Raw genomic sequence first — 18,657 nt, forward strand, 5'->3', positions numbered from 1 at the left:
TCAGCCGCACACTGCTCCACCCGATGCTGATCCCACGAGCTTGGAGTACTTGGCCAACACACCACGTGTGTAGCGAGGCGGCAACGGCTCCCAGCCCTTCTTGCGGGCTTCCAATTCGGAGTCGTCGACCAACAATTCGAGTTGTCCGGTACCCACGTCGAGCCGGATCTGGTCGCCGTCGCGAACGAACGCGATGGGACCGCCGTCGACGGCCTCGGGCGCAACGTGTCCGACACACAGGCCGGTGGTGCCGCCCGAGAATCGTCCGTCCGTCAGCAGCAGGACGTCCTTGCCGAGACCCGCACCCTTGATTGCGCCCGTGATGGCCAGCATCTCACGCATTCCGGGACCACCCTTCGGGCCCTCGTAGCGGATAACGACGACGTCGCCACCAGTGATGGTTCCGTCTTCGAGCGCGTCCATTGCGGCGCGTTCGCGTTCGAAAACCCGTGCAGTGCCGACGAATACATCAGACTCGAATCCTGCCGACTTGACCACCGCGCCGCCGGGCGCGAGTGACCCCTTCAAGATCGTGATGCCTCCGGTGGGGTGAATGGGCTTGTTCATCGCCCGCAGGACCTTGCCGTCTGGATCGGGCGGGGTGATGTGCGCGAGATTCTCGGCCACGGTCTTACCGGTGACGGTCAGGCAATCTCCGTGCATGAGTCCTGCGTCGAGCAATGCCTTCATGATCACGGGGACGCCGCCGATACGGTCGACGTCCGTCATGACGTGCTTTCCGAAGGGCTTGACGTCGGCGAGGTGCGGGACCTTCGCGCCGACGCGGGCGAAATCGTCGAGCGTCAGCGGGACGTACGCTTCGTGCGCGATCGCGAGGAGATGGAGCACCGCATTGGTGGATCCGCCGAACGCCATGACCACCGCGATGGCGTTCTCGAACGCTTCCTTGGTGAGGATGTCCCTGGCGGTGATGCCCCGACGAAGGAGTTCGACAACGGCTTTGCCGCTCTCGCGGGCGAATCCGTCGCGGCGACGGTCCGGCGCGGGCGGTGAAGCGCTGCCGGGCAGCGACATTCCCATGGCCTCGGCGGCGCTGGCCATCGTGTTTGCGGTGTACATGCCGCCGCACGCGCCTTCGCCCGGGCAGATCGCCCGTTCGATGGTGTCGACGTCGGCGCGGCTCATCAGTCCGCGCGAGCAGGCGCCCACAGCCTCGAACGCGTCGATGACGGTGACTTCCCGCTCGCTGCCGTCGGAAAGTTTGGCGACGCCGGGGAGGGTGGAACCGGCGTAGAGGAACACGCTGGCGAGGTCGAGGCGGGCCGCCGCCATCATCATGCCGGGCAACGACTTGTCGCAGCCGGCGAGAAGAACCGATCCGTCGAGGCGCTCGGCCTGCATGACGGTCTCGACGCTGTCCGCGATCACTTCACGGGAGACGAGGGAGAAGTGCATGCCCTCGTGACCCATCGAAATGCCGTCGGAAACGGAGATGGTGCCGAACTCCAGGGGGAATCCACCGGCCTCCCGGACACCTTCCTTGACGGCCTTGGCCAGGCGATCGAGGGACAGGTTGCACGGCGTGATCTCGTTCCAGGACGAGGCGACGCCGATTTGCGACTTGACCCAGTCGTCGTCACCCATTCCTACTGCACGCAACATGCCGCGCGCTGCGGTCTTTTCGAGTCCGTCGGTGACGTCACGACTTCTGGGCTTGATGTCGGGTTCGGTCATTTTCCAAGCATAGGCGTCAGCAGGATGTCTTTCCGGCAGACGAGCGACTCGAGTTGCCAATACACGTCGCCCGTCGTGAATAGACTCGCCGCATCACAGTTGGGGCTGGGTGTGCTGGGCGATTCAAATACAGGGGGATTCAGGTGGAGTCGGAACTGATTTCAGCTTTCGGGTTTGCAGTTCTGGCGGCCGTCTTGACCGGTAGTGGTGTCTTCCTGGTTGTTCTGACGGTTCTGCACGAGATTGCCCGGTGGAAGGGCCGCTTCGTATCGGTGTGGGTGACTTTCTTTGCCGCACTGCTGATACTGCCTGTGCTGTTCGGTGCGTTGATCGCCGGCTATTCCGCGTTCTCCGAGATCGACGGGTCCGAGGCTCTGATTCCGTCGGCGTTCTGGATCCTGATCGCGGCCGGGGGTGCACTCGGCGGTTACATCGGAGTCAAGGTCGGTGTGGTTCGAGGCTCGGCCCTCGACTACCGGTTGTGATCGGGATCGGCTCGGTCAAACTTTCAGAGAATCGCAGGCGAAGCCTGGGTGAACATCCCGAAGCTCTCTTGAACGGCCGTTCAGGTGCGGGTTCACTCCTAGCGTGCACACGAATGCCTTCGATCGAATATCCAGACGTGTCCTACTGCAGGGATCGGCGGCTCTCGCCGGCGCAGTAGGTCTCGGTGTCGCTTCGGCGAGCCACGCCGGTGCCGAGGTTCCGGGTGGCAGCCCGGGATTCGCGCACGGCGTGGCATCCGGTGACCCGTTGCCGGATGCCGTGATCATCTGGACCCGCATCACCCCAACGGCGGACGCAACGCCAGGTTCGGGCGTCGGGGCGGCGGTGACGCTCAACTGGCAGGTCGCGACCGATGAGGGGTTCGCGAGAGTTGTGGCGTCGGGAAGTGTTGCTGCTTCGGCAGAATCCGATCACACCGCGAAGGTCGACGTCACCGGACTCGATTCGTCGACGACGTACTGGTACCGATTCACTGCGGGTTCGGCTGTTTCTCCGGTGGGACGCACCCGCACGGCTCCGTCGAACTCGGCAGATCTCGATCGTCTCCGCTTCGGCGTCGTGTCCTGCTCCAACTGGGAAGCAGGATATTTCGGTGCTTATCGCCACCTCGCATTCCGCGAAGACCTCGACGCGATCATTCATCTCGGTGACTACATCTACGAGTACGGGCAGGGGGAGTACGGCGCGCGGAACGGATCCGTTCGCCTTCACGAGCCGGCCCACGAGATCATTTCGCTGGCCGACTACCGAATTCGGCACGCGCAGTACAAGACCGACCCGGATCTGGCTGCTCTTCACCTGAAACTCCCGTTCATCACTACGTGGGACGATCACGAATCGGCCGACAACGCGTACCGGGACGGCGCCGAAAATCACACTCCCGGTATCGAAGGCGATTGGGCAGATCGAAAGGCGAACTCGGCCAAGGCATATTTCGAGTGGATGCCTGTCCGCCCGTCGGGTAGTGGTTCGAGCGTTCAGCTGTATCGACGGTTCCGCTTCGGGAATCTGGCCGAGATCTCGATGCTCGACCTGCGTACCTACCGCGACGAGCAGCCGACGATGAAGCAGGTCGACGATCCGTCACGCACCATTACCGGACGCGCACAGATGGATTGGTTGACCAGCGGAATCGTCACCTCCCCGACGCAGTGGAAGATCGTCGGCAATCCGGTCATGATCACGCCCTGCGTGTTCCCGCCGCTGGAACCGGCGACCACCGCGGCGTTGACCGAACTGGTGGGAGTGCCGCAGGCCGGTGTCCCGTACAACACGGATCAGTGGGACGGGTACACCGCCGACCGCACCAGGCTTTTCGATGCGATCACCTCGAACGGTGTGGACAACACCGTCTTCATCACCGGTGACATCCACACGTCGTGGGCTTGCGACCTACCGACCAATGCCGCGAATTACCCAGGCGGGCCGACTGTCGGCGCCGAGTTCGTCGTCCCGTCGGTGACGTCGCCCAACATCGACGACATGCTGAAAGTGCCGCCGCGAACGGTAACCGTTGCGGCAGAAGAAGCATTCAAGGCCGTGAACCGGCACGTGCGGTACGTCGAACTGGACTCGCACGGCTTCGGCGTATTCGAAATCGCCCGCGAAGGTACTCAGATGGATTGGTACTACGTCGACGATCTCACCAATCCACAGAGCAATGCGCACTATGCCGTGAGCTACCGTCTACCGGCAGGCGCGGGCAGTAGAGTCTCGCCCACTTCGGCCGCCCTCGATCAGGCCTCGTACCGACCAGGAGTCGACCAGTGAGTATCGAAGTTTCGCGTCGTAGCGTTCTGATCGGTGGAAGTGTTGTCGCCGGAACGGCATTGCTCGGAACGCCCGCTCGCGCGAGCGTTCCCACCAGCGCAGGCATCCCAGACCTGGACGTGCATGTCATCGTCGTCGACGGCATGCGTCCGGACGAGTTGCGATCGGAGCTCACCCCGACGCTGACCGGGCTTGCGGCCGGCGGTATTCACTACCCGGACGCCAGCGCCATCACGATCGCGGAGACGCTGCCGAATCACACGGCGATGATGACGGGAGTGCTGCCGGCGCGTTCGGGAGTGCCTGCAAACTCCGTCTACGATCCGTCCACCGACAAGAAGCGTGACCTCGATCGGCCTTCCGACCTGCAGGCATCGACGGTTCTGGATCGGGTGCGCGCCGAACTCGGATTGACCACTGCGAGTGTGCTGTCGAAGCGCTACCTTCACGGGTTGTTCGGTGACCGCGCCTCACTGGTGTGGGATCCCCAGCCGCTCGTTCCCGGCACGGAGCACGCGCCGGACAACTTCACGATCGACGCCTTGATCCGTATCGTCGGCGGGAACTCGCCGCGGCTCTCGTTCACCAACCTCGGTGACGTCGATCGGGTTGGGCACCTGGATCTGTCCGGTCCGTCCATCCGGATCGCTCGCACGGCCGCACTTCAGAACACCGACAACCAGGTTCGCCGCTTCGTCGACTTCCTTCATGACACGGGTCGCTGGAATCGGAGCATTCTGATCGTGTTGGCCGACCACTCCATGGACTGGTCGGAGCCCGCGCGGCTCATCGGACTCGATCGACCGCTGAACGCGGACCCGTTGCTGGCAGGCAAGATTCGAATCGCCCAGAACGGTGGCGCAGACCTGATCTACTTCGTCGGACCCGATGGCGAACGGGCGGAAGCCGTCAGCCGGATTCAGCAGATCGTGGATGGTGTGGACGGCGTCGAATCCAGCCACCTCCCCGCCGAATTCGATCTCGGCACCAATGCCGGTGACGTCGTTGCGTTTTGCGCTCAGGGCTGGCGGTTCAGTGATCCGACTCCACTGTCCAACCCGATTCCCGGCAACCACGGCCATTTCGTGACACTGCCCATCCCGTTCTTCCTCAGCGGCGGGCATCCCGCTCTCGACGGTGGACGGAAGATCGACACGCAGGCTCGCACGATCGACGTCGCGCCGACGGTTGCGGCTCTGCTCGGCCTCGGTGCACCTGCCGGCGGCTGGGACGGCGTCGCCCGCACGACGGGCGTGACGCTGAACGTCTAACGAGGATCGCGGCCGGTCAGGGCAATCAGCTTGTCCTGCAACGACGCATCGTCAGGAAGATCGACGGGAGCGGAGAACAGGCCGCTCTCGGCGAGCATGTCGCGCTGCCCGTCGAGGTCGGACCAGACGGCCTCGACGAGGTCTGGATCGAGTCGCTCGTCTGCTCCGACCGCTCGCGCGAGATCCCAGGTGTGGATCGTGACGTCCGAGGTCTGCTGGCGCAGATAGGGTTCCACCTTCACCGTGCCGTACGAGAGGTGAACGTGGGCACTGAGGTCCGTCGATTTCCACGCTTTGATGGCGGCATCGGAGTACTTCTGCCATTCGGTCCACAGGTCGTCCCCGACGGGAACGATGTCCGGTGTCGCCTCGCCGACCGTCAGTCCGGCCAGGAGCGGCGGTACCCACTGCTGCTCCTCGATGACGTGGCGGACGAGGTGTTCGACGTGCCAGTCGGAGTCGGGCGTGGGTGCGTTCCAGTCCTCGACTGCGGCGAGTCGTGAACCGAATTCGCGGTGGGCGGTGAGCACGAGTTCGAGCCAATCGAATGCCATCACTCGAGGGTAACCCGATCAGCGTGACGTTAATCGGTGCGTGAGGCTTCGATTCGGTGAAGACTGTCGAGGTTGTCGCTTAGTCGAATCGAGGAGTTTTCATGACCGTCCCCACCGTCACTCTGGCCGAAGGTCTCACTGTCAGCGCTCAGGGATACGGCGCGATGTCCGTCGCCCCTGTCTACGGCCCGGTGGATCCGGCCGAGGCGCTTGCCACATTGCACCATGCGGTGGACATCGGGATCACGTTCATCGACACCGCCAACGTGTACGGGGAGGGCTCGAGCGAGCGCGCGGTGGGAGAGCTTCTCAAAGACCGCCGGGACGAAGTGCAGTTGGCGACGAAGTTCGGTCTGGTCGGCAACATCGCCAACGGTCAGCGCGGGATCAACGGAGACCCGGCCTACGTACCGCAGGCACTCGACGAGTCTCTGGGACGACTCGGCGTCGATCATGTCGACCTCTACTACTTGCACCGGGTCGACCCGAACGTTCCGATCGAAGACACCGTCGGCGCGATCGCAGAGCAGGTGAAGGCGGGCAAGGTCCGCAACATCGGCCTGTCCGAGGCGACCGGCGATGAACTGCGTCGTGCGTACGGGGTGCATCCGATCGCGGCGATCCAGTCCGAATGGAGCATCTGGAGTCGGGACGTCGAGAACAAGGTAGTACCCACCGCCGCGGAACTCGGAGTCGGATTCGTGCCCTTCTCACCTGTGGGCCGAGGCTTCCTGGCGGGATCGTTCGATGCGGAGACGCTCGGTGACAACGACCTACGCCGACGCTTCCCACGCTTCTCGGACTCCGCGCTCCCTGCTAATCAGAAGGTTCTCGACGTGGTCCGCGCCGTCGGTGAGGAGCTCGGCGCGACGCCTGCACAGGTTTCCCTGGCATGGCTCGATGCCAAGGGCCGTCAGTACGGGTTGCCTTCCGTTTCGATTCCCGGCACGCGGTTCGCTGCACGAGTCACGGAAAACGCCGGAGCGTTGGACATCGTTCTGAGCGAAGACCAGATCGCTCGCCTCGACTCCCTCGCCGCGATCACCGAAGGCTTCCGTTCGGCTGATTTGAATTGGGTCTCTCAGGGCCGCGAATAATCATGTCCTGAGCCTTGCGAAAGACAGGAGTAACATACAGACCCGATGAAAAAAGTGTGGTTGGTCTGGGGTGTCGGTGTTTTTGCCTACGTGATCGCCGTGCTTCACCGCACTTCGTTCGGTGTCTCGGGTCTGTCTGCTGCTGATCGGTTCTCGATATCACCCAGCGTTCTGTCGAGCTTCGTCGTACTGCAGATCGTCGTGTACGCCGGTATGCAGATTCCGGCGGGAGTCCTCCTCGACCGCTACGGTTCGCGGATCATGATCGCAGTCGGTGCGTTCATCATGATGTCCGCGCAGTTGGCCCTCGCCTTCACCGAATCGCTGCCCGTCGCGATCGGTGCACGTATTGCCGTCGGCGCCGGCGACGCTCTCACCTTCATCTCGGTGCTGCGGTTGGTACCACAGTGGTTCCCGCCCCGGCAGGTGCCGTTGGTCTCGCAGTTCACGGGCATCCTCGGTCAGCTGGGCCAGGTGATGTCCGCGCTCCCGTTCATGTTGCTGTTGTCCGGTCCGGGCTGGACTTTTGCCTACGGCAGCGCTGCGGCCGTCGGACTGTTGGCGTTTGCTCTGGCGCTGAGTGTCATCCGCGACGCGCCTCCCGGTGCCGACGTGGTGGCCGTGCCTGCCGGTGCCAAGGAGATCGGGCGACAGATCAAGACGGTGTGGATGCGACCCGGCACCAGACTCGGGTTCTTCAGTCACATGGGGACGCAGTTCTCGATCACGACGTTCGCACTGCTGTGGGGTGTGCCGTATCTGAAATCGGCTCAGGGTCTCGATTCCGCGACCGTCGGCTCGCTGCTGACGCTGTCGGTCATCTCGGCAATCGTGGCCGGCCCGATCCTCGGCATTCTCACCGGTCGCTATCCCATGCGTCGATCGTGGTTGGTTCTCACCATCATGGTGGCCAGCGCGCTCATGTGGACGATCGTGCTTTCGCGCAGTGAACCGTCTCCGCTCTGGTTGTTGACGATCCTGGTGGTTGTGATCTCGGTGGGTGGGCCGGGTTCGGTGATCGGCTTCGACTACGCGCGCACATCCAATCCGAGTTCGGCGATGGGAACCGCCCAGGGCATGGTCAACATCGGCGGATTCCTCGCATCCCTCATCGTGATTCAAGTGATGGGCGTGATCCTCGGACACATGGGTGGGTACACGTTCGACGGATTCCGCGTCGCCTGGATGGTGCAATATCCGGTCTGGGTTCTCGGCATCATCGGCGTACTCGTCACCCGGGGCAAAGCCCGGCGCGCCCTCGCGGCAGAAGGCGTACATGTACGCCCGATCCGCGAAGTCATTCGTCGCAACAAATAACTCGATCGCCTCGGGTAATTCATCCCCTGCGGGTGAGGTCACTGCGCGCCAGAGCTACCAGGCTTGATGGATGAACGACACAATGAACATCGGACCGGTCGAGCTCGTGGTGCTGGCATTCCCAGGTTCAACTGTGGATCCTGAAGCTGTCGCCGCGCTGCAGAACGTGGTGGAACGAGGTTTTGTCACCCTGCTCGACCTCGTGTACATCGCCAAGGACGCCAACGGACAGGTGTCGCAGATCGACGTCGACGAAGATCTCACCGACATCGGACTGGCGATTCTCTCCATCGAAGCCAAGGCATTGATCAGTGACGAGGACCTGGACGTGGTCCGTGAGTCACTCGAACCAGGAACGTCCGCCGCAGTCATCGTCTACGAGCAGACATGGGCGCGTGAGCTCGCGACGACGGTTCGCGGTGGCGGCGGCGATGTAGTCCTTCACGTTCAGATACCGCGCGAGGTAGTCGTCGCAGCGGTAGAAGCAGCATTTCAGTAGCGACAATTACCCAAGGAGTTCGGCATGGTTTTTCGAGGTGGACGCAGAGGGCGGCCCGGATTGCTCGGCACGGTGGCACGCACTGCGGTAGTGGCTGGAACCGCAAAAGCGACGTCCAACGCCATGGATCGACGGAGTCAACGGAAGGCTTCCGAGCAGCAACAGGAATATCAGCAGGAGTACCAGCAGCAACAAGCGCCGCCGGCGCAGGTCGCTCCCGTGCAGTCCGTTCCCCCTTCGGGTGCTGACGATCTGGTCTCCAAGCTGCAGGAGCTGGGGCAGCTTCATCAGTCCGGCGTGTTGACCGACGCGGAGTTCGCGGCGGCAAAGTCGCAGCTGTTGAGCTAGTCCCCGCTGATTATTGGAGTCTTGAACGGGTTTACCACACTGGACAATTGAAGATGAAAGGCTGATCTATGATCGATCCACGCGCAGCATCGGCCGCAGTCGAAGCGGCGAACGCCCGAGTCGCCGAGACCCTGCCGTTCTCCGACAAGACCGATTTCACCGATGCCGAGCGGGGGTTCATCGGCGCGCTCGATCCCGGCGTGGTATCCGGTCCGGACGGAAAAGTGCTGTGGGACAACGACTCTTACTCATTCCTGGATGAGGAGTGCCCGCCGACCGTCAATCCGAGCTTGTGGCGTCAGTCGAGGTTGGTCGCCAAGCAGGGACTCTTTGCGGTGACGGATTCGATCTATCAGATACGCGGCCTCGATCTGTCGAACATGACGTTGATCGAGGGGGAGAGCGGGATCATCGTCGTCGATCCACTGATTTCTCGGGAAACCGCGGCCGCTGGTCTCGCGTTGTATCGGGAGCATCGTGGTGATCGACCGGTTGTCGCGGTGATCTACACGCATTCGCATATCGACCATTTCGGTGGGGTCAAAGGGGTGACCACCGACGACGATGTCGCTGCCGGGCGATGCGTAATCGTCGCCCCCGCTGGACTCGTGGAGCATGCCGTCGAGGAAAACGTCTATGCGGGAACGGCAATGGCTCGACGTGCGGCCTATATGTACGGGGCTGCATTGCCCCGAGGTCCTCGCGGTGCCGTCGGAGCCGGGCTGGGGCAGACCACCTCAACCGGGACCCCGACGCTCATTTCGCCGACGGTGTCGATCTCGACGACAGGTCACACGGAGACGATCGACGGCGTTCGGATCGAGTTCCAGATGACGCCCGGAACCGAGGCCCCGTCCGAGATGAACTTCTACTTCCCGGAGTTGCGTGCACTGTGCATGGCGGAGAACGCAACTCATACTCTCCACAACCTGCTCACGCTACGGGGTGCCCTGGTACGAGATCCTCACGTCTGGTCTGCGTACCTGACCGAATCGATCAATCGTTACGCCTCACGATCCGACGTTCTGTTTGCGTCCCACCACTGGCCGACGTGGGGGACCGAACGGCTCACCGAGTTCATGTCATTGCAGCGCGACCTCTACGGGTACCTTCACGATCAGACACTTCGTCGAATCAATCAGGGGTGGACCGGTCTCGAGATCGCCGAATCGATCGAACTGCCACCTGCATTGGCGCAGGCATGGCACACGCACGGGTACTACGGTTCCGTCAGTCACAACGTCAAGGCCATCTACCAGCGCTACATGGGATGGTTCGACGGTAACCCTGCGCATCTGTGGGAGCATCCACCCGTCGAATCGGCAAAACGTCACGTGGAGTTCATGGGCGGATCGGCAGAGGTGCTCCGAAAAGCTCGGGAATCATACGAGAGCGGCGACTTTCGGTGGGTCGCGCAGGTGGTGAACTACGTCATCTTTGCTGAACCGGGCAACACCGAGGCCAAGACCCTGCAGGCCGATACCTTCGAGCAGCTCGGGTACGGCGCAGAGAACGGCACCTGGCGAAACTTCTACCTCACCGGTGCATACGAACTGCGCAACGGTTCGGTGGGTACGCCCACAGTTGCTGCAGCTCCTGATATCACCGCAGCGTTGTCGGTGAAGCAGGTGTTCGACGCTGTGTCGCTCCGCGTGGACGGAGTGAGTGCAGCGAATTCCCACATCGTCATCGACTGGAACATCACCGACGAAAACATCGTGCACCGAACGGAACTGAGCAACGGCGTGCTGATCCACTTCGACGTGGAAGGTGGGTCTGCAGATGCTGGGTCTGTGGATGCGACGTTCAGTGTGAGTCGTCTCGGCTTACTCGGTGTGCTGCTCGGTGGTGCGGACCTGGGCGCCGAGATTGCGAACGGCAGTATCTCGGTTGCCGGCGACCCGGCGAAACTCGCAGAACTTGCGGGGCACCTTGACGAGCCTGATCCGAATTTTGCGATAGTCACGCCGACCTAGCGGCGTGAGACAGTTCAATGATGATGTATTTCAACGAGTCTCGAGTTCTGGGCGCTTCTGAAGTTGTCCGTCATGTCCCTGGTTGCCGAAAGTGTGTTCGATTAAGCTTTCGGTATGGGCAGTCGGGGCTCGTGGCAGCTGGATGGTGAGGACCTCGAGGGGGAGGTTCTGGATCTGGTGCGTGTCCGGCACGAATTGCAGTCGCGGATGGTGTTGCTGATCGTGGAGATGTTTTCCCGGGAGGTTCTCGGCGGGAGGGGTTTTCGGGCGATCGCGCAGTGGTTGCACGGGTCGACGAATCTGGAGATCGGTGAGTGCAGTCTGCTGGGTCGGGTTGGCGCGGTTGTTGATGCTCGAACCCGTGGTGGGCGATGCGTTTCATCGTGCCGATGTGGACAAGGCTCGCAGGATTCTGCTTGATCTGGCGTCGAAGAATATTGCGGATTGTGATGCGGTGCGGGCGGCGATTCGGCGGATCGAGAAGCAGTACGGCAACCGTGAGGACGGTGTTCCGGTCGGGGAAGACTCTGAGCGCAATGAGTTCTATGCCTCGAAAGGCTTGTACGGGCGGGTGACCGTGAAGGGTGATTTGGATGCGGTGAACGGGGCGCGGTTGATCACGTTGTTGTCGAGCCTGTCGGCTCCGACACCGGAGAAGGACGGCGCCAAGGACACGCGTACTCCGGCTTTACGGCGCGCGGACGGGTTTTGCGAGTTGTTGCGCCGGTACGAGCGGGCGGGGTTGGGTCCGATCGAGGGTGGGGTGAAACCGCACATCACGGTGACAGCGTCGGCGAAGGACATGACCGACCTCAAAGCCTTGAAGGATCTGTTGCCGTCCACTGAGGAGTTGGGATTCGCGTGGACGGATTGGGTAGGTCCGATCAGTATCGACACGGCCCGGATGCTGGCCTGCGACTGCACGATCACGCGGATCTTGTTGGATGAGAATGGTGTTCCGCTCGAGTGCGGTAAGGAAGCGAGAACGGCGACGGTTCCGCAGCGGCGGGCGTTGGCGGTTCGTGATGGTGGGTGTGCGTTTCCGGGGTGTGGGACGCCGTCGGGGTGGTGCGATGCTCACCATATTGTTCATTGGAATGATGGTGGCCCAACAGATCTCGATAATCTGATCTTGTTGTGTGGTCATCATCATCGGACGTTGCACCACACGGAGTGACGTTTTATCCGCCGATGTCGATCGACCCGTATCAGCAGCCGATCGGCGGGAACAGCCCACCCACAGCGGCGTGAACCGCGACAACTGAAGACGTGAGCACCGGGGCATAACCATGCCCCCGGTGCGTGCTCAATCCAGTATTTACTCAAGACAACGTGATGTCGGCGATCAGTCCGTGATGATCGGATCCCTTGATCTCGATCCGTTCGAGGGACGTCGCCACAGCGCCTTTGGTGATGATGTGGTCGATACCGACCATCGCCGGATACGACTTGTCGGTCGGGTAGGTCGGGATCAGACCGGAACCCAATTGATCGGCGGCGCTGGTATATCCGTTTCTGAGGAGATTCCGAAACTGCTTGTTCGAGTACGACGCATTGAAATCGCCGCTGACTATCACATTGTCCATCCCGGCGGCTTCGTTCATGTAAGACCCAAGCCTTTGCTGCTCGGCCGCCCACACCGAAGCCGGCGAGATGTACGCCGGTGCCGGATGCACGGCGAACAATGTAACTGGCCGCGCCAAGCCGACATTCAGCTCTGCCGAGAGCGTTTCGGGTGAGAACCCGTCGAGGCTACGTGGATTGGAGAGAGGAAAGCGACTGTAGATTCCGGCCCCGCCACCGCCGTCGGCGTAGGGGACCAGGAACTGGTGGCTCAAAACCTCTTCGAGCCCGGCGGCTTCGAGCGCGTCGACTTCCTGGTACGTCAACTCCTGGACCGTCACCACGTCGACGTTGCTTTCGCGGACCATCGCCACAAGCGACTCCGGATCCGCTGTACCGATCATCAAGTTGGCCTGCATCATCCGAATCGACGGGCCGTTCGCAGACGTCGACTCGCCAGTTCCGCTGATGTACAGCGGGCTCACGGACCATCCGAACAGTGCAAGGACGACAAGGGATGCGGCGCATACGATCCACTGACGCCCGATACCCGAGACGACGGCACCGATCAGCGGAGCAATCATCAACAAGGGTGCCACTGATGCCAGAACGATCACGATGTTGTGATCGACGTCCAGCTGAGTTGCGATCAAGGCAACCACACCAGTCACGATTCCGGCCACGCCGACCACGGCCGAAAGGCGGCGAAGAACCAGTCGACGAGGGGTCACGGTATCGGGGTGCATGACGTCCATGGAAGCAGAAGAGCGTCGTAGCGCAGAGGAACCGCAGGTGGAGTCGGTGCGCCCTATTGTTTGCGTCCTATTGTTGCGGATACGGCAGATGGCTGCTGCTGTTCTCACTGACGGAGATCGAGCGGCCGAGTTGGGGGAAGGCGCGTTGAGAGCACGCTGGTCTGTCACAGACTTTGCACCCCGCGCCGATCGGCACGATGGTCGCGGGGTCGTCGGTCTGGATTCCGTGGGAGTAGACCATGCGATCGGCGTAGCCGATGTCGCAACCGAGTCCGACGGCGAAGTTCCGCTCGGGCGCGAGGTACCCGAGTCCGCCGCTGTGGGTGGTGCGCGCCACCCACAGGTACGTCCGGCCGTCAGGCATCTTCGCGACCTGGGTGAGGATGCGTCCAGGGCTCGCGAATGCCTCGTGGATGACCCACAGTGGGCAACTGCCGCCGACTCTGGAGAAGTGAAAAGCGGTAGCAGACTGACGCTTCGAGATGTTTCCGGCGCGATCGGTTCGGACGAAGAAGAAGGGGATGCCGCGTTGGCCATGACGCTGGAGAGTGGACAGCCGGTGACAAACTGTTTCGAAGCCGACCTCGAATTTGAGGCTGAGCAGATCGATGTCGTACCGCAGAGCCTCGGCCGATTCCAGGAATTGGGTGTACGGGAGTAGCAGTGCGCCGGCGAAGTAGTGCGCGAGTCCGATTCGAGCCAGTGCCGCGGACTCGGCACTCAACGATTCGTCCTCGGCGACAAGGGAATCGATCACGTCGGCCTGCGTGAAGAAGGCCAACTGCATCGCGATCTGGAATGCGCGTTGGCCTGCCGACAGACGCCGCGCCAGGGTCAGGATCGACTTCTCCCGATCGTAGAAGCGCTTGGGCCCGAGCTTGTCTGGTTCGTCCGTGCGGATCGTCACGGTGACGCCGTGCTGATCGCGAAGCAGTCGTGCCAGCTGCAGATCCACTGCTCCCACGGACAACCCGTTGTCCACGAACATCCGCTCGGCAGCGTCGTCGAGAACGGCGATGTGGTTCTTTCGGTCGTAGAAGAAGTCCCGAACTTCTTCGTAAGGCATGGGCACCAGCGACACGTCAGATGCTGCCTCGCCGGACAATTGCGTCGAGAACTGGTCCAATTGCTCTGTTGCGGCGTGAAGGCGGCGGTGCAACATCACGAGGGTGCGTCCGACCGCCGGCATTCGGGCCACCAATTCGTCCACCTCTGCCAGCGATACGTCCCCGGATTCCGAGGTTTCAGCCAAGGCGTGATGAACGTCCGCAACGAGTCGTGCGTCGGAATCGGAAGCGAAGAATTGCACGTCGAGATCGAACTCGGCGTTGAGCTTGAGAAGGACGGGGACGGTCAGCGGTCGTTGATCGTTCTCGAGCTGATTGACATAACTGGGGGAGAGTTCGAGCGCCTTCGCCAGTGCGGACTGTGACAGGTTTCGTTCTTCCCGCAGTCGTCGCAGCCGCGCTCCCGCGTACATCTTCTTCATCGAATCTCCTCGGTGCCGATCGGGTTCACCCTACCGAGAAGCCATTCGCAACATTCGCAACATTGCAGGATTGTTATTGCACAAATAGGCAATTGCGAGGACCTATCCCGAGGTGAACGAGCTGCGTAGCGTGCAAATAGATACCGAAGCACGTGAGAAGAGGATCGATGAAGACGCATCTCGTACGCACCCACCGCTCTGCCGAAGAGTTCCCCAAGGAAGACCACCTCGCGTGGAAGATCGCGGAAGTTGCGACGGATTCCGTCGAGGTCACCGACGCCACGTCCGACATGATCGTCAACCGGATCATCGACAACGCGGCAGTTGCCGCAGCTTCCCTGGTGCGCCGCCCCGTAGTGAATGCGCGTGCACAGGCGCAGTCTCATCCGTACACGCCCGGTTCCACCGTGTTCGGTATCTCGGGTACCTTCTCGCCTGAATGGGCCGCCTGGGCAAACGGCGTAGCGGTTCGTGAACTCGATTTCCACGACACGTTCCTGGCCGCCGAGTACTCGCACCCCGGTGACAACATCCCGCCGATCCTTGCCGTCGCTCAGCACGCCGGGCGTGACGGTCAAGACCTGATTCGCGGTCTGGCGACTGGCTACGAGATCCAGATCGACCTGGTTCGGGCTATCTGCCTGCACGAGCACAAGATCGATCACGTCGCACACCTCGGCCCTTCGGCCGCGGCAGGTATCGGAACCTTGCTCGGCCTGGAGACCGAGACGGTCTACCAGGCAATCGGCCAGGCGCTGCACCTCACGACGGCTACACGGCAGTCCCGCAAGGGCGAGATCTCCAGCTGGAAGGCATACGCGCCGGCGCTGGCCGGCAAGGTTGCCGTCGAGGCAGTCGACCGTGCGATGCGCGGTGAAGGTGCACCTTCACCGATCTGGGAAGGCGAAGACGGCGTGATCGCCTGGCTGCTCGGTGGCCCGGACAAGGAGTACCACGTTCCGCTTCCGGGTTCTGGTGAGGCGAAGCGCGCCATCCTCGACTCGTACACGAAGGAACACTCCGCGGAGTACCAGAGCCAGGCGCCGATCGACCTCGCTCGCCGGATGCGTTCTCGCGTCGGCGATCTCGACCAGATCGCCTCGATCGTCTTGCATACCAGTCACCACACCCACGTCGTCATCGGCACCGGTTCCGGCGATCCGCAGAAGTTCGACCCCACCGCATCACGCGAAACTCTCGATCACTCGGTGATGTACATCTTTGCCGTTGCGCTGCAGGACGGTACATGGCACCACGAGCATTCCTACGCGCCCGAGCGTGCACAGCGCCCCGACACGATCGAGCTGTGGAACAAGATCTCCACGCGCGAAGATCCCGAATGGACACGCCGTTACCACTCGACGGATCCGGACGAGAAGGCTTTCGGTGCCCGCGCCGAGATCACCTTGAAGAGCGGCGAGGTCATCGTCGACGAGCTTGCGGTGGCCGATGCGCACCCGCTCGGCGCACGTCCGTTCGCTCGCGATCAGTACGTCGCGAAGTTCCGCACCCTCGCCGAGGGCGTCATCGAGCCGAGCGAACAGGATCGCTTCCTCGACGCGGCACAGCGCACCGCCGAATTGAAGGCAGGCGAACTCGATCAGCTGACCTTCACCGTTTCCGAAGACGTTCTCGCTCGGGCCCCCAAGGTCGCCAAGGGACTCTTCTGATGACGGGCCTCATTGCCGCATCGACGTCTGCAGCCGACAAGCGGATAGCCTTCCGGGCCGGGCTGACGTCCGGAAAGATTCAACGACTCCCCGGTGCGATCAATCCGTTGACAGCCAGGCTCATTCAGGAAATCGGGTTCGAAGGTGTCTACGTTTCGGGTGGTGCGTATTCCGCCGGATTGGCGCTTCCCGACATCGGGCTGACCACGTTGACCGAGGTCGCCGCCCACAGCAAGCAGATCGCGCGGGTCACCGACCTCCCGACGCTCATCGACGCCGACACCGGTTTCGGTGAACCCATGAGCGCTGCCCGCACGGTCACGATCTTCGAGGACGACGGTATAGCCGGCCTGCACCTCGAGGATCAGATCAACCCCAAGCGCTGTGGGCACCTCGACGGCAAAGCGATCGTGCCCACCGAAGACATGGTTCGCCGAGTTCGTGCTGCAGTCTCGGCACGTCGCGACCCGAACTTCGTCATCTGCGCGCGCACCGATGCTGCCGGAATCGACGGTATCGACGCAGCGATCGAGCGAGCAAAGGCCTACGCGGATGCCGGTGCCGATCTGATCTTCACCGAAGCTCTTGCCACCGAAGCAGACTTCGAGAAGTTCCGCGCAGCAGTCGACACTCCGTTGCTCGCCAACATGACCGAGTTCGGGAAGTCGAATCTCATTTCGGCGAAGACGTTGGAAGAGATCGGTTTCAACGCCGTCATCTACCCCGTGACCACTCTTCGGTTGGCGATGTTCGCCATCGAAAAGGGCCTGCGCGAGATTTTTGCGGAGGGCACGCAAGAAGGGCTGCTCGGTGAGATGCAGCACCGCAGCAGGTTGTACGAGATTCTCGAGTACGAGCGTTACAACGAATTCGACAGTGGCATTTTCAATTTCAGCTTGGAGGGGAGTAGGACATGACCGAACAGATTCCGACGATCTACAAGGGCTTGGCCGGAGTTGTCGTCGACACGACGGCTATCTCCAAGGTAGTGCCCGAGACGAATTCGTTGACGTATCGCGGTTACGCAGTGCAGGACCTCGCCGCGAATTGCAGCTTCGAAGAAGTTGCGCACCTGCTGTGGTACGGCGAACTGCCGACACCCGAGCAGCTCGAATTGCTCTGTCTGCGTGAGCGTGCGGCTCGCCGTGCCGATCGCTCACTGCTCTCGCTCCTGACCAAGATGCCCGACAACTGCCACCCGATGGACGTGGTCCGGACGGCGATCAGCTACCTCGGCGCCGAGGATCCGGCGGAGGACGACAACTCCGAGAAGGCCAATCTAGCCAAGGCACTGCGGATGACGGCCGTGCTGCCGACCATCGTCGCAGCCGATTTCCGCCGCCGGCGTGGTCAGGATCCCATCGCGCCGCAGTCGGACCTGGGTTTCGCCGAAAACTTCTTGAACATGTGCTTCGGTGCTGTTCCGGAGTCGGCGATCGTGAAGGCCTTCGAGGTCTCGCTGATCCTGTATGCGGAGCACTCCTTCAACGCCTCGACCTTTGCCGCTCGTGTTGTGACGTCCACACTTTCGGACATCTACAGCGCAGTGACGGCTGCGATCGGCACGCTCAAGGGCCCACTGCACGGCGGCGCAAACGAAGCCGTCATGCACGACATGCTCGAGATCGACGACCCAGACCGCGCGGAAGCCTGGATGTCGGAGAAGTTGGCCGCCAAGGAGAAGGTCATGGGCTTCGGACACCGTGTCTACAAGAACGGTGATTCGCGTGTTCCGACCATGAAGCAGGCGCTCCTCGACGTAGCGGCAGCGACGGACGGCGAGAAGTGGGTGCAGATGTACGAGATCCTCGAGAAGACGATGGTCAGTGCCACCGGAATCAAACCGAATCTCGATTTCCCCACCGGCCCTGCATATTTCCTCATGGGCTTCGATGTCGAGATGTTCACGCCGATCTTCGTGATGAGTCGAATCACCGGATGGACGGCGCACATCATCGAGCAGGGGCAGTCGAATGCACTGATCAGGCCGCTGAGTCAGTACTCCGGTGTGCCACAGCGGACCGTTGTGGCATAACGCTTTCAACTATCGTGGCCTGACGACTCTTCCAATACTGCGTCGGCGAGGTTCGGTTCTGGCATCACCGTCTCCTGGCCTCGTCGACGCTTCTCCACGCATGGCCCGCAC

15 protein-coding genes and 1 pseudogene are annotated in these 18,657 nt (G+C 62.0%); 12 read left to right on the forward strand and 4 right to left on the reverse strand.

Features of this window, described 5'->3' with window-relative positions; all coding sequences use genetic code 11:
* The gene (gene ilvD, locus R4P70_RS04645) at positions 1-1,695 is read right to left on the reverse strand and encodes a dihydroxy-acid dehydratase (RefSeq protein WP_003940201.1); all 1,695 of its coding nucleotides are present in this window, start codon (positions 1,693-1,695) and stop codon (positions 1-3) included.
* A 143-nt stretch (positions 1,696-1,838) separates the two neighbouring features.
* On the opposite strand from ilvD, the gene R4P70_RS04650 reads away from it, so the two are divergent.
* The 3 genes from R4P70_RS04650 (at position 1,839) to R4P70_RS04660 (ending at position 5,243) form a co-directional block, all read left to right on the forward strand.
* Positions 1,839-2,180: a hypothetical protein gene (locus R4P70_RS04650; RefSeq protein ID WP_042952921.1), complete on the forward strand. Its 342-nt coding sequence runs from the start codon at positions 1,839-1,841 to the stop codon at positions 2,178-2,180.
* A gap of 103 nt (positions 2,181-2,283) precedes the next feature.
* Complete coding sequence (locus R4P70_RS04655) at positions 2,284-3,972, forward strand: alkaline phosphatase D family protein (protein ID WP_317830460.1); 1,689 nt, start codon at positions 2,284-2,286, stop codon at positions 3,970-3,972.
* Entirely contained in the window at positions 3,969-5,243 is a 1,275-nt protein-coding gene (locus tag R4P70_RS04660; protein ID WP_151531060.1) for an alkaline phosphatase family protein, read from the forward strand. The genes R4P70_RS04655 and R4P70_RS04660 overlap by 4 nt, the downstream gene beginning before the upstream one ends.
* Here R4P70_RS04660 and R4P70_RS04665 read toward each other — a convergent pair.
* Positions 5,240-5,797 carry a TIGR03086 family metal-binding protein gene (locus R4P70_RS04665; RefSeq protein ID WP_020970773.1) on the reverse strand — a complete coding sequence of 186 codons (558 nt, stop codon included), beginning with the start codon at positions 5,795-5,797 and terminating at the stop codon, positions 5,240-5,242. The two genes, R4P70_RS04660 and R4P70_RS04665, sit on opposite strands and share 4 nt — an antisense overlap.
* A gap of 101 nt (positions 5,798-5,898) precedes the next feature.
* Between R4P70_RS04665 and R4P70_RS04670 the strand changes: the two genes are divergently transcribed.
* From R4P70_RS04670 to R4P70_RS04695, 6 genes and pseudogenes are all read left to right on the forward strand, one after another.
* Positions 5,899-6,894 (forward strand): aldo/keto reductase, encoded by a 996-nt coding sequence (locus R4P70_RS04670; RefSeq protein WP_019745276.1) that lies wholly within the window; start codon positions 5,899-5,901, stop codon positions 6,892-6,894.
* A 45-nt stretch (positions 6,895-6,939) separates the two neighbouring features.
* Positions 6,940-8,211 carry an MFS transporter gene (locus tag R4P70_RS04675; protein ID WP_124567801.1) on the forward strand — a complete coding sequence of 424 codons (1,272 nt, stop codon included), beginning with the start codon at positions 6,940-6,942 and terminating at the stop codon, positions 8,209-8,211.
* Between the two features lie 70 nt (positions 8,212-8,281).
* On the forward strand, positions 8,282-8,710 hold the full coding sequence (locus tag R4P70_RS04680; RefSeq protein WP_095968512.1) for a DUF6325 family protein: 429 nt from the start codon (positions 8,282-8,284) through the stop codon (positions 8,708-8,710).
* A gap of 24 nt (positions 8,711-8,734) precedes the next feature.
* The gene (locus tag R4P70_RS04685) at positions 8,735-9,058 is read left to right on the forward strand and encodes an SHOCT domain-containing protein (protein WP_095968513.1); all 324 of its coding nucleotides are present in this window, start codon (positions 8,735-8,737) and stop codon (positions 9,056-9,058) included.
* 68 nt (positions 9,059-9,126) lie between these two features.
* Positions 9,127-11,034, forward strand: coding sequence for an alkyl/aryl-sulfatase (locus R4P70_RS04690; RefSeq protein ID WP_317830461.1), 1,908 nt, complete (start codon positions 9,127-9,129; stop codon positions 11,032-11,034).
* A 114-nt stretch (positions 11,035-11,148) separates the two neighbouring features.
* A pseudogene (locus R4P70_RS04695) lies at positions 11,149-12,285 on the forward strand (DUF222 domain-containing protein).
* A 71-nt stretch (positions 12,286-12,356) separates the two neighbouring features.
* Here the strand turns inward: R4P70_RS04695 and R4P70_RS04700 are convergent.
* The gene (locus R4P70_RS04700) at positions 12,357-13,352 is read right to left on the reverse strand and encodes an endonuclease/exonuclease/phosphatase family protein (protein ID WP_317830462.1); all 996 of its coding nucleotides are present in this window, start codon (positions 13,350-13,352) and stop codon (positions 12,357-12,359) included.
* 67 nt (positions 13,353-13,419) lie between these two features.
* Positions 13,420-14,841: a short-chain fatty acyl-CoA regulator family protein gene (locus R4P70_RS04705; protein WP_317559356.1), complete on the reverse strand. Its 1,422-nt coding sequence runs from the start codon at positions 14,839-14,841 to the stop codon at positions 13,420-13,422.
* 167 nt (positions 14,842-15,008) lie between these two features.
* Between R4P70_RS04705 and prpD the strand changes: the two genes are divergently transcribed.
* Genes prpD through R4P70_RS04720 form a run of 3 tightly spaced genes read left to right on the forward strand, consistent with a single transcriptional unit; the run spans position 15,009 to position 18,546 of the window.
* Positions 15,009-16,511: a 2-methylcitrate dehydratase PrpD gene (gene prpD / locus R4P70_RS04710; RefSeq protein WP_317559357.1), complete on the forward strand. Its 1,503-nt coding sequence runs from the start codon at positions 15,009-15,011 to the stop codon at positions 16,509-16,511.
* The gene (prpB, locus tag R4P70_RS04715) at positions 16,511-17,428 is read left to right on the forward strand and encodes a methylisocitrate lyase (RefSeq protein ID WP_317559358.1); all 918 of its coding nucleotides are present in this window, start codon (positions 16,511-16,513) and stop codon (positions 17,426-17,428) included. The genes prpD and prpB overlap by 1 nt, the downstream gene beginning before the upstream one ends.
* A complete protein-coding gene (locus R4P70_RS04720) occupies positions 17,425-18,546 on the forward strand; it encodes a bifunctional 2-methylcitrate synthase/citrate synthase (protein ID WP_047269777.1) in 1,122 nt (373 codons plus the stop codon). The genes prpB and R4P70_RS04720 overlap by 4 nt, the downstream gene beginning before the upstream one ends.
* Positions 18,547-18,657: the final 111 nt, after the last annotated feature.

Source organism: Rhodococcus sp. IEGM 1241 (assembly GCF_033142365.1).
GTDB classification, from domain to species: Bacteria; Actinomycetota; Actinomycetes; order Mycobacteriales; family Mycobacteriaceae; genus Rhodococcus_F; species Rhodococcus_F erythropolis.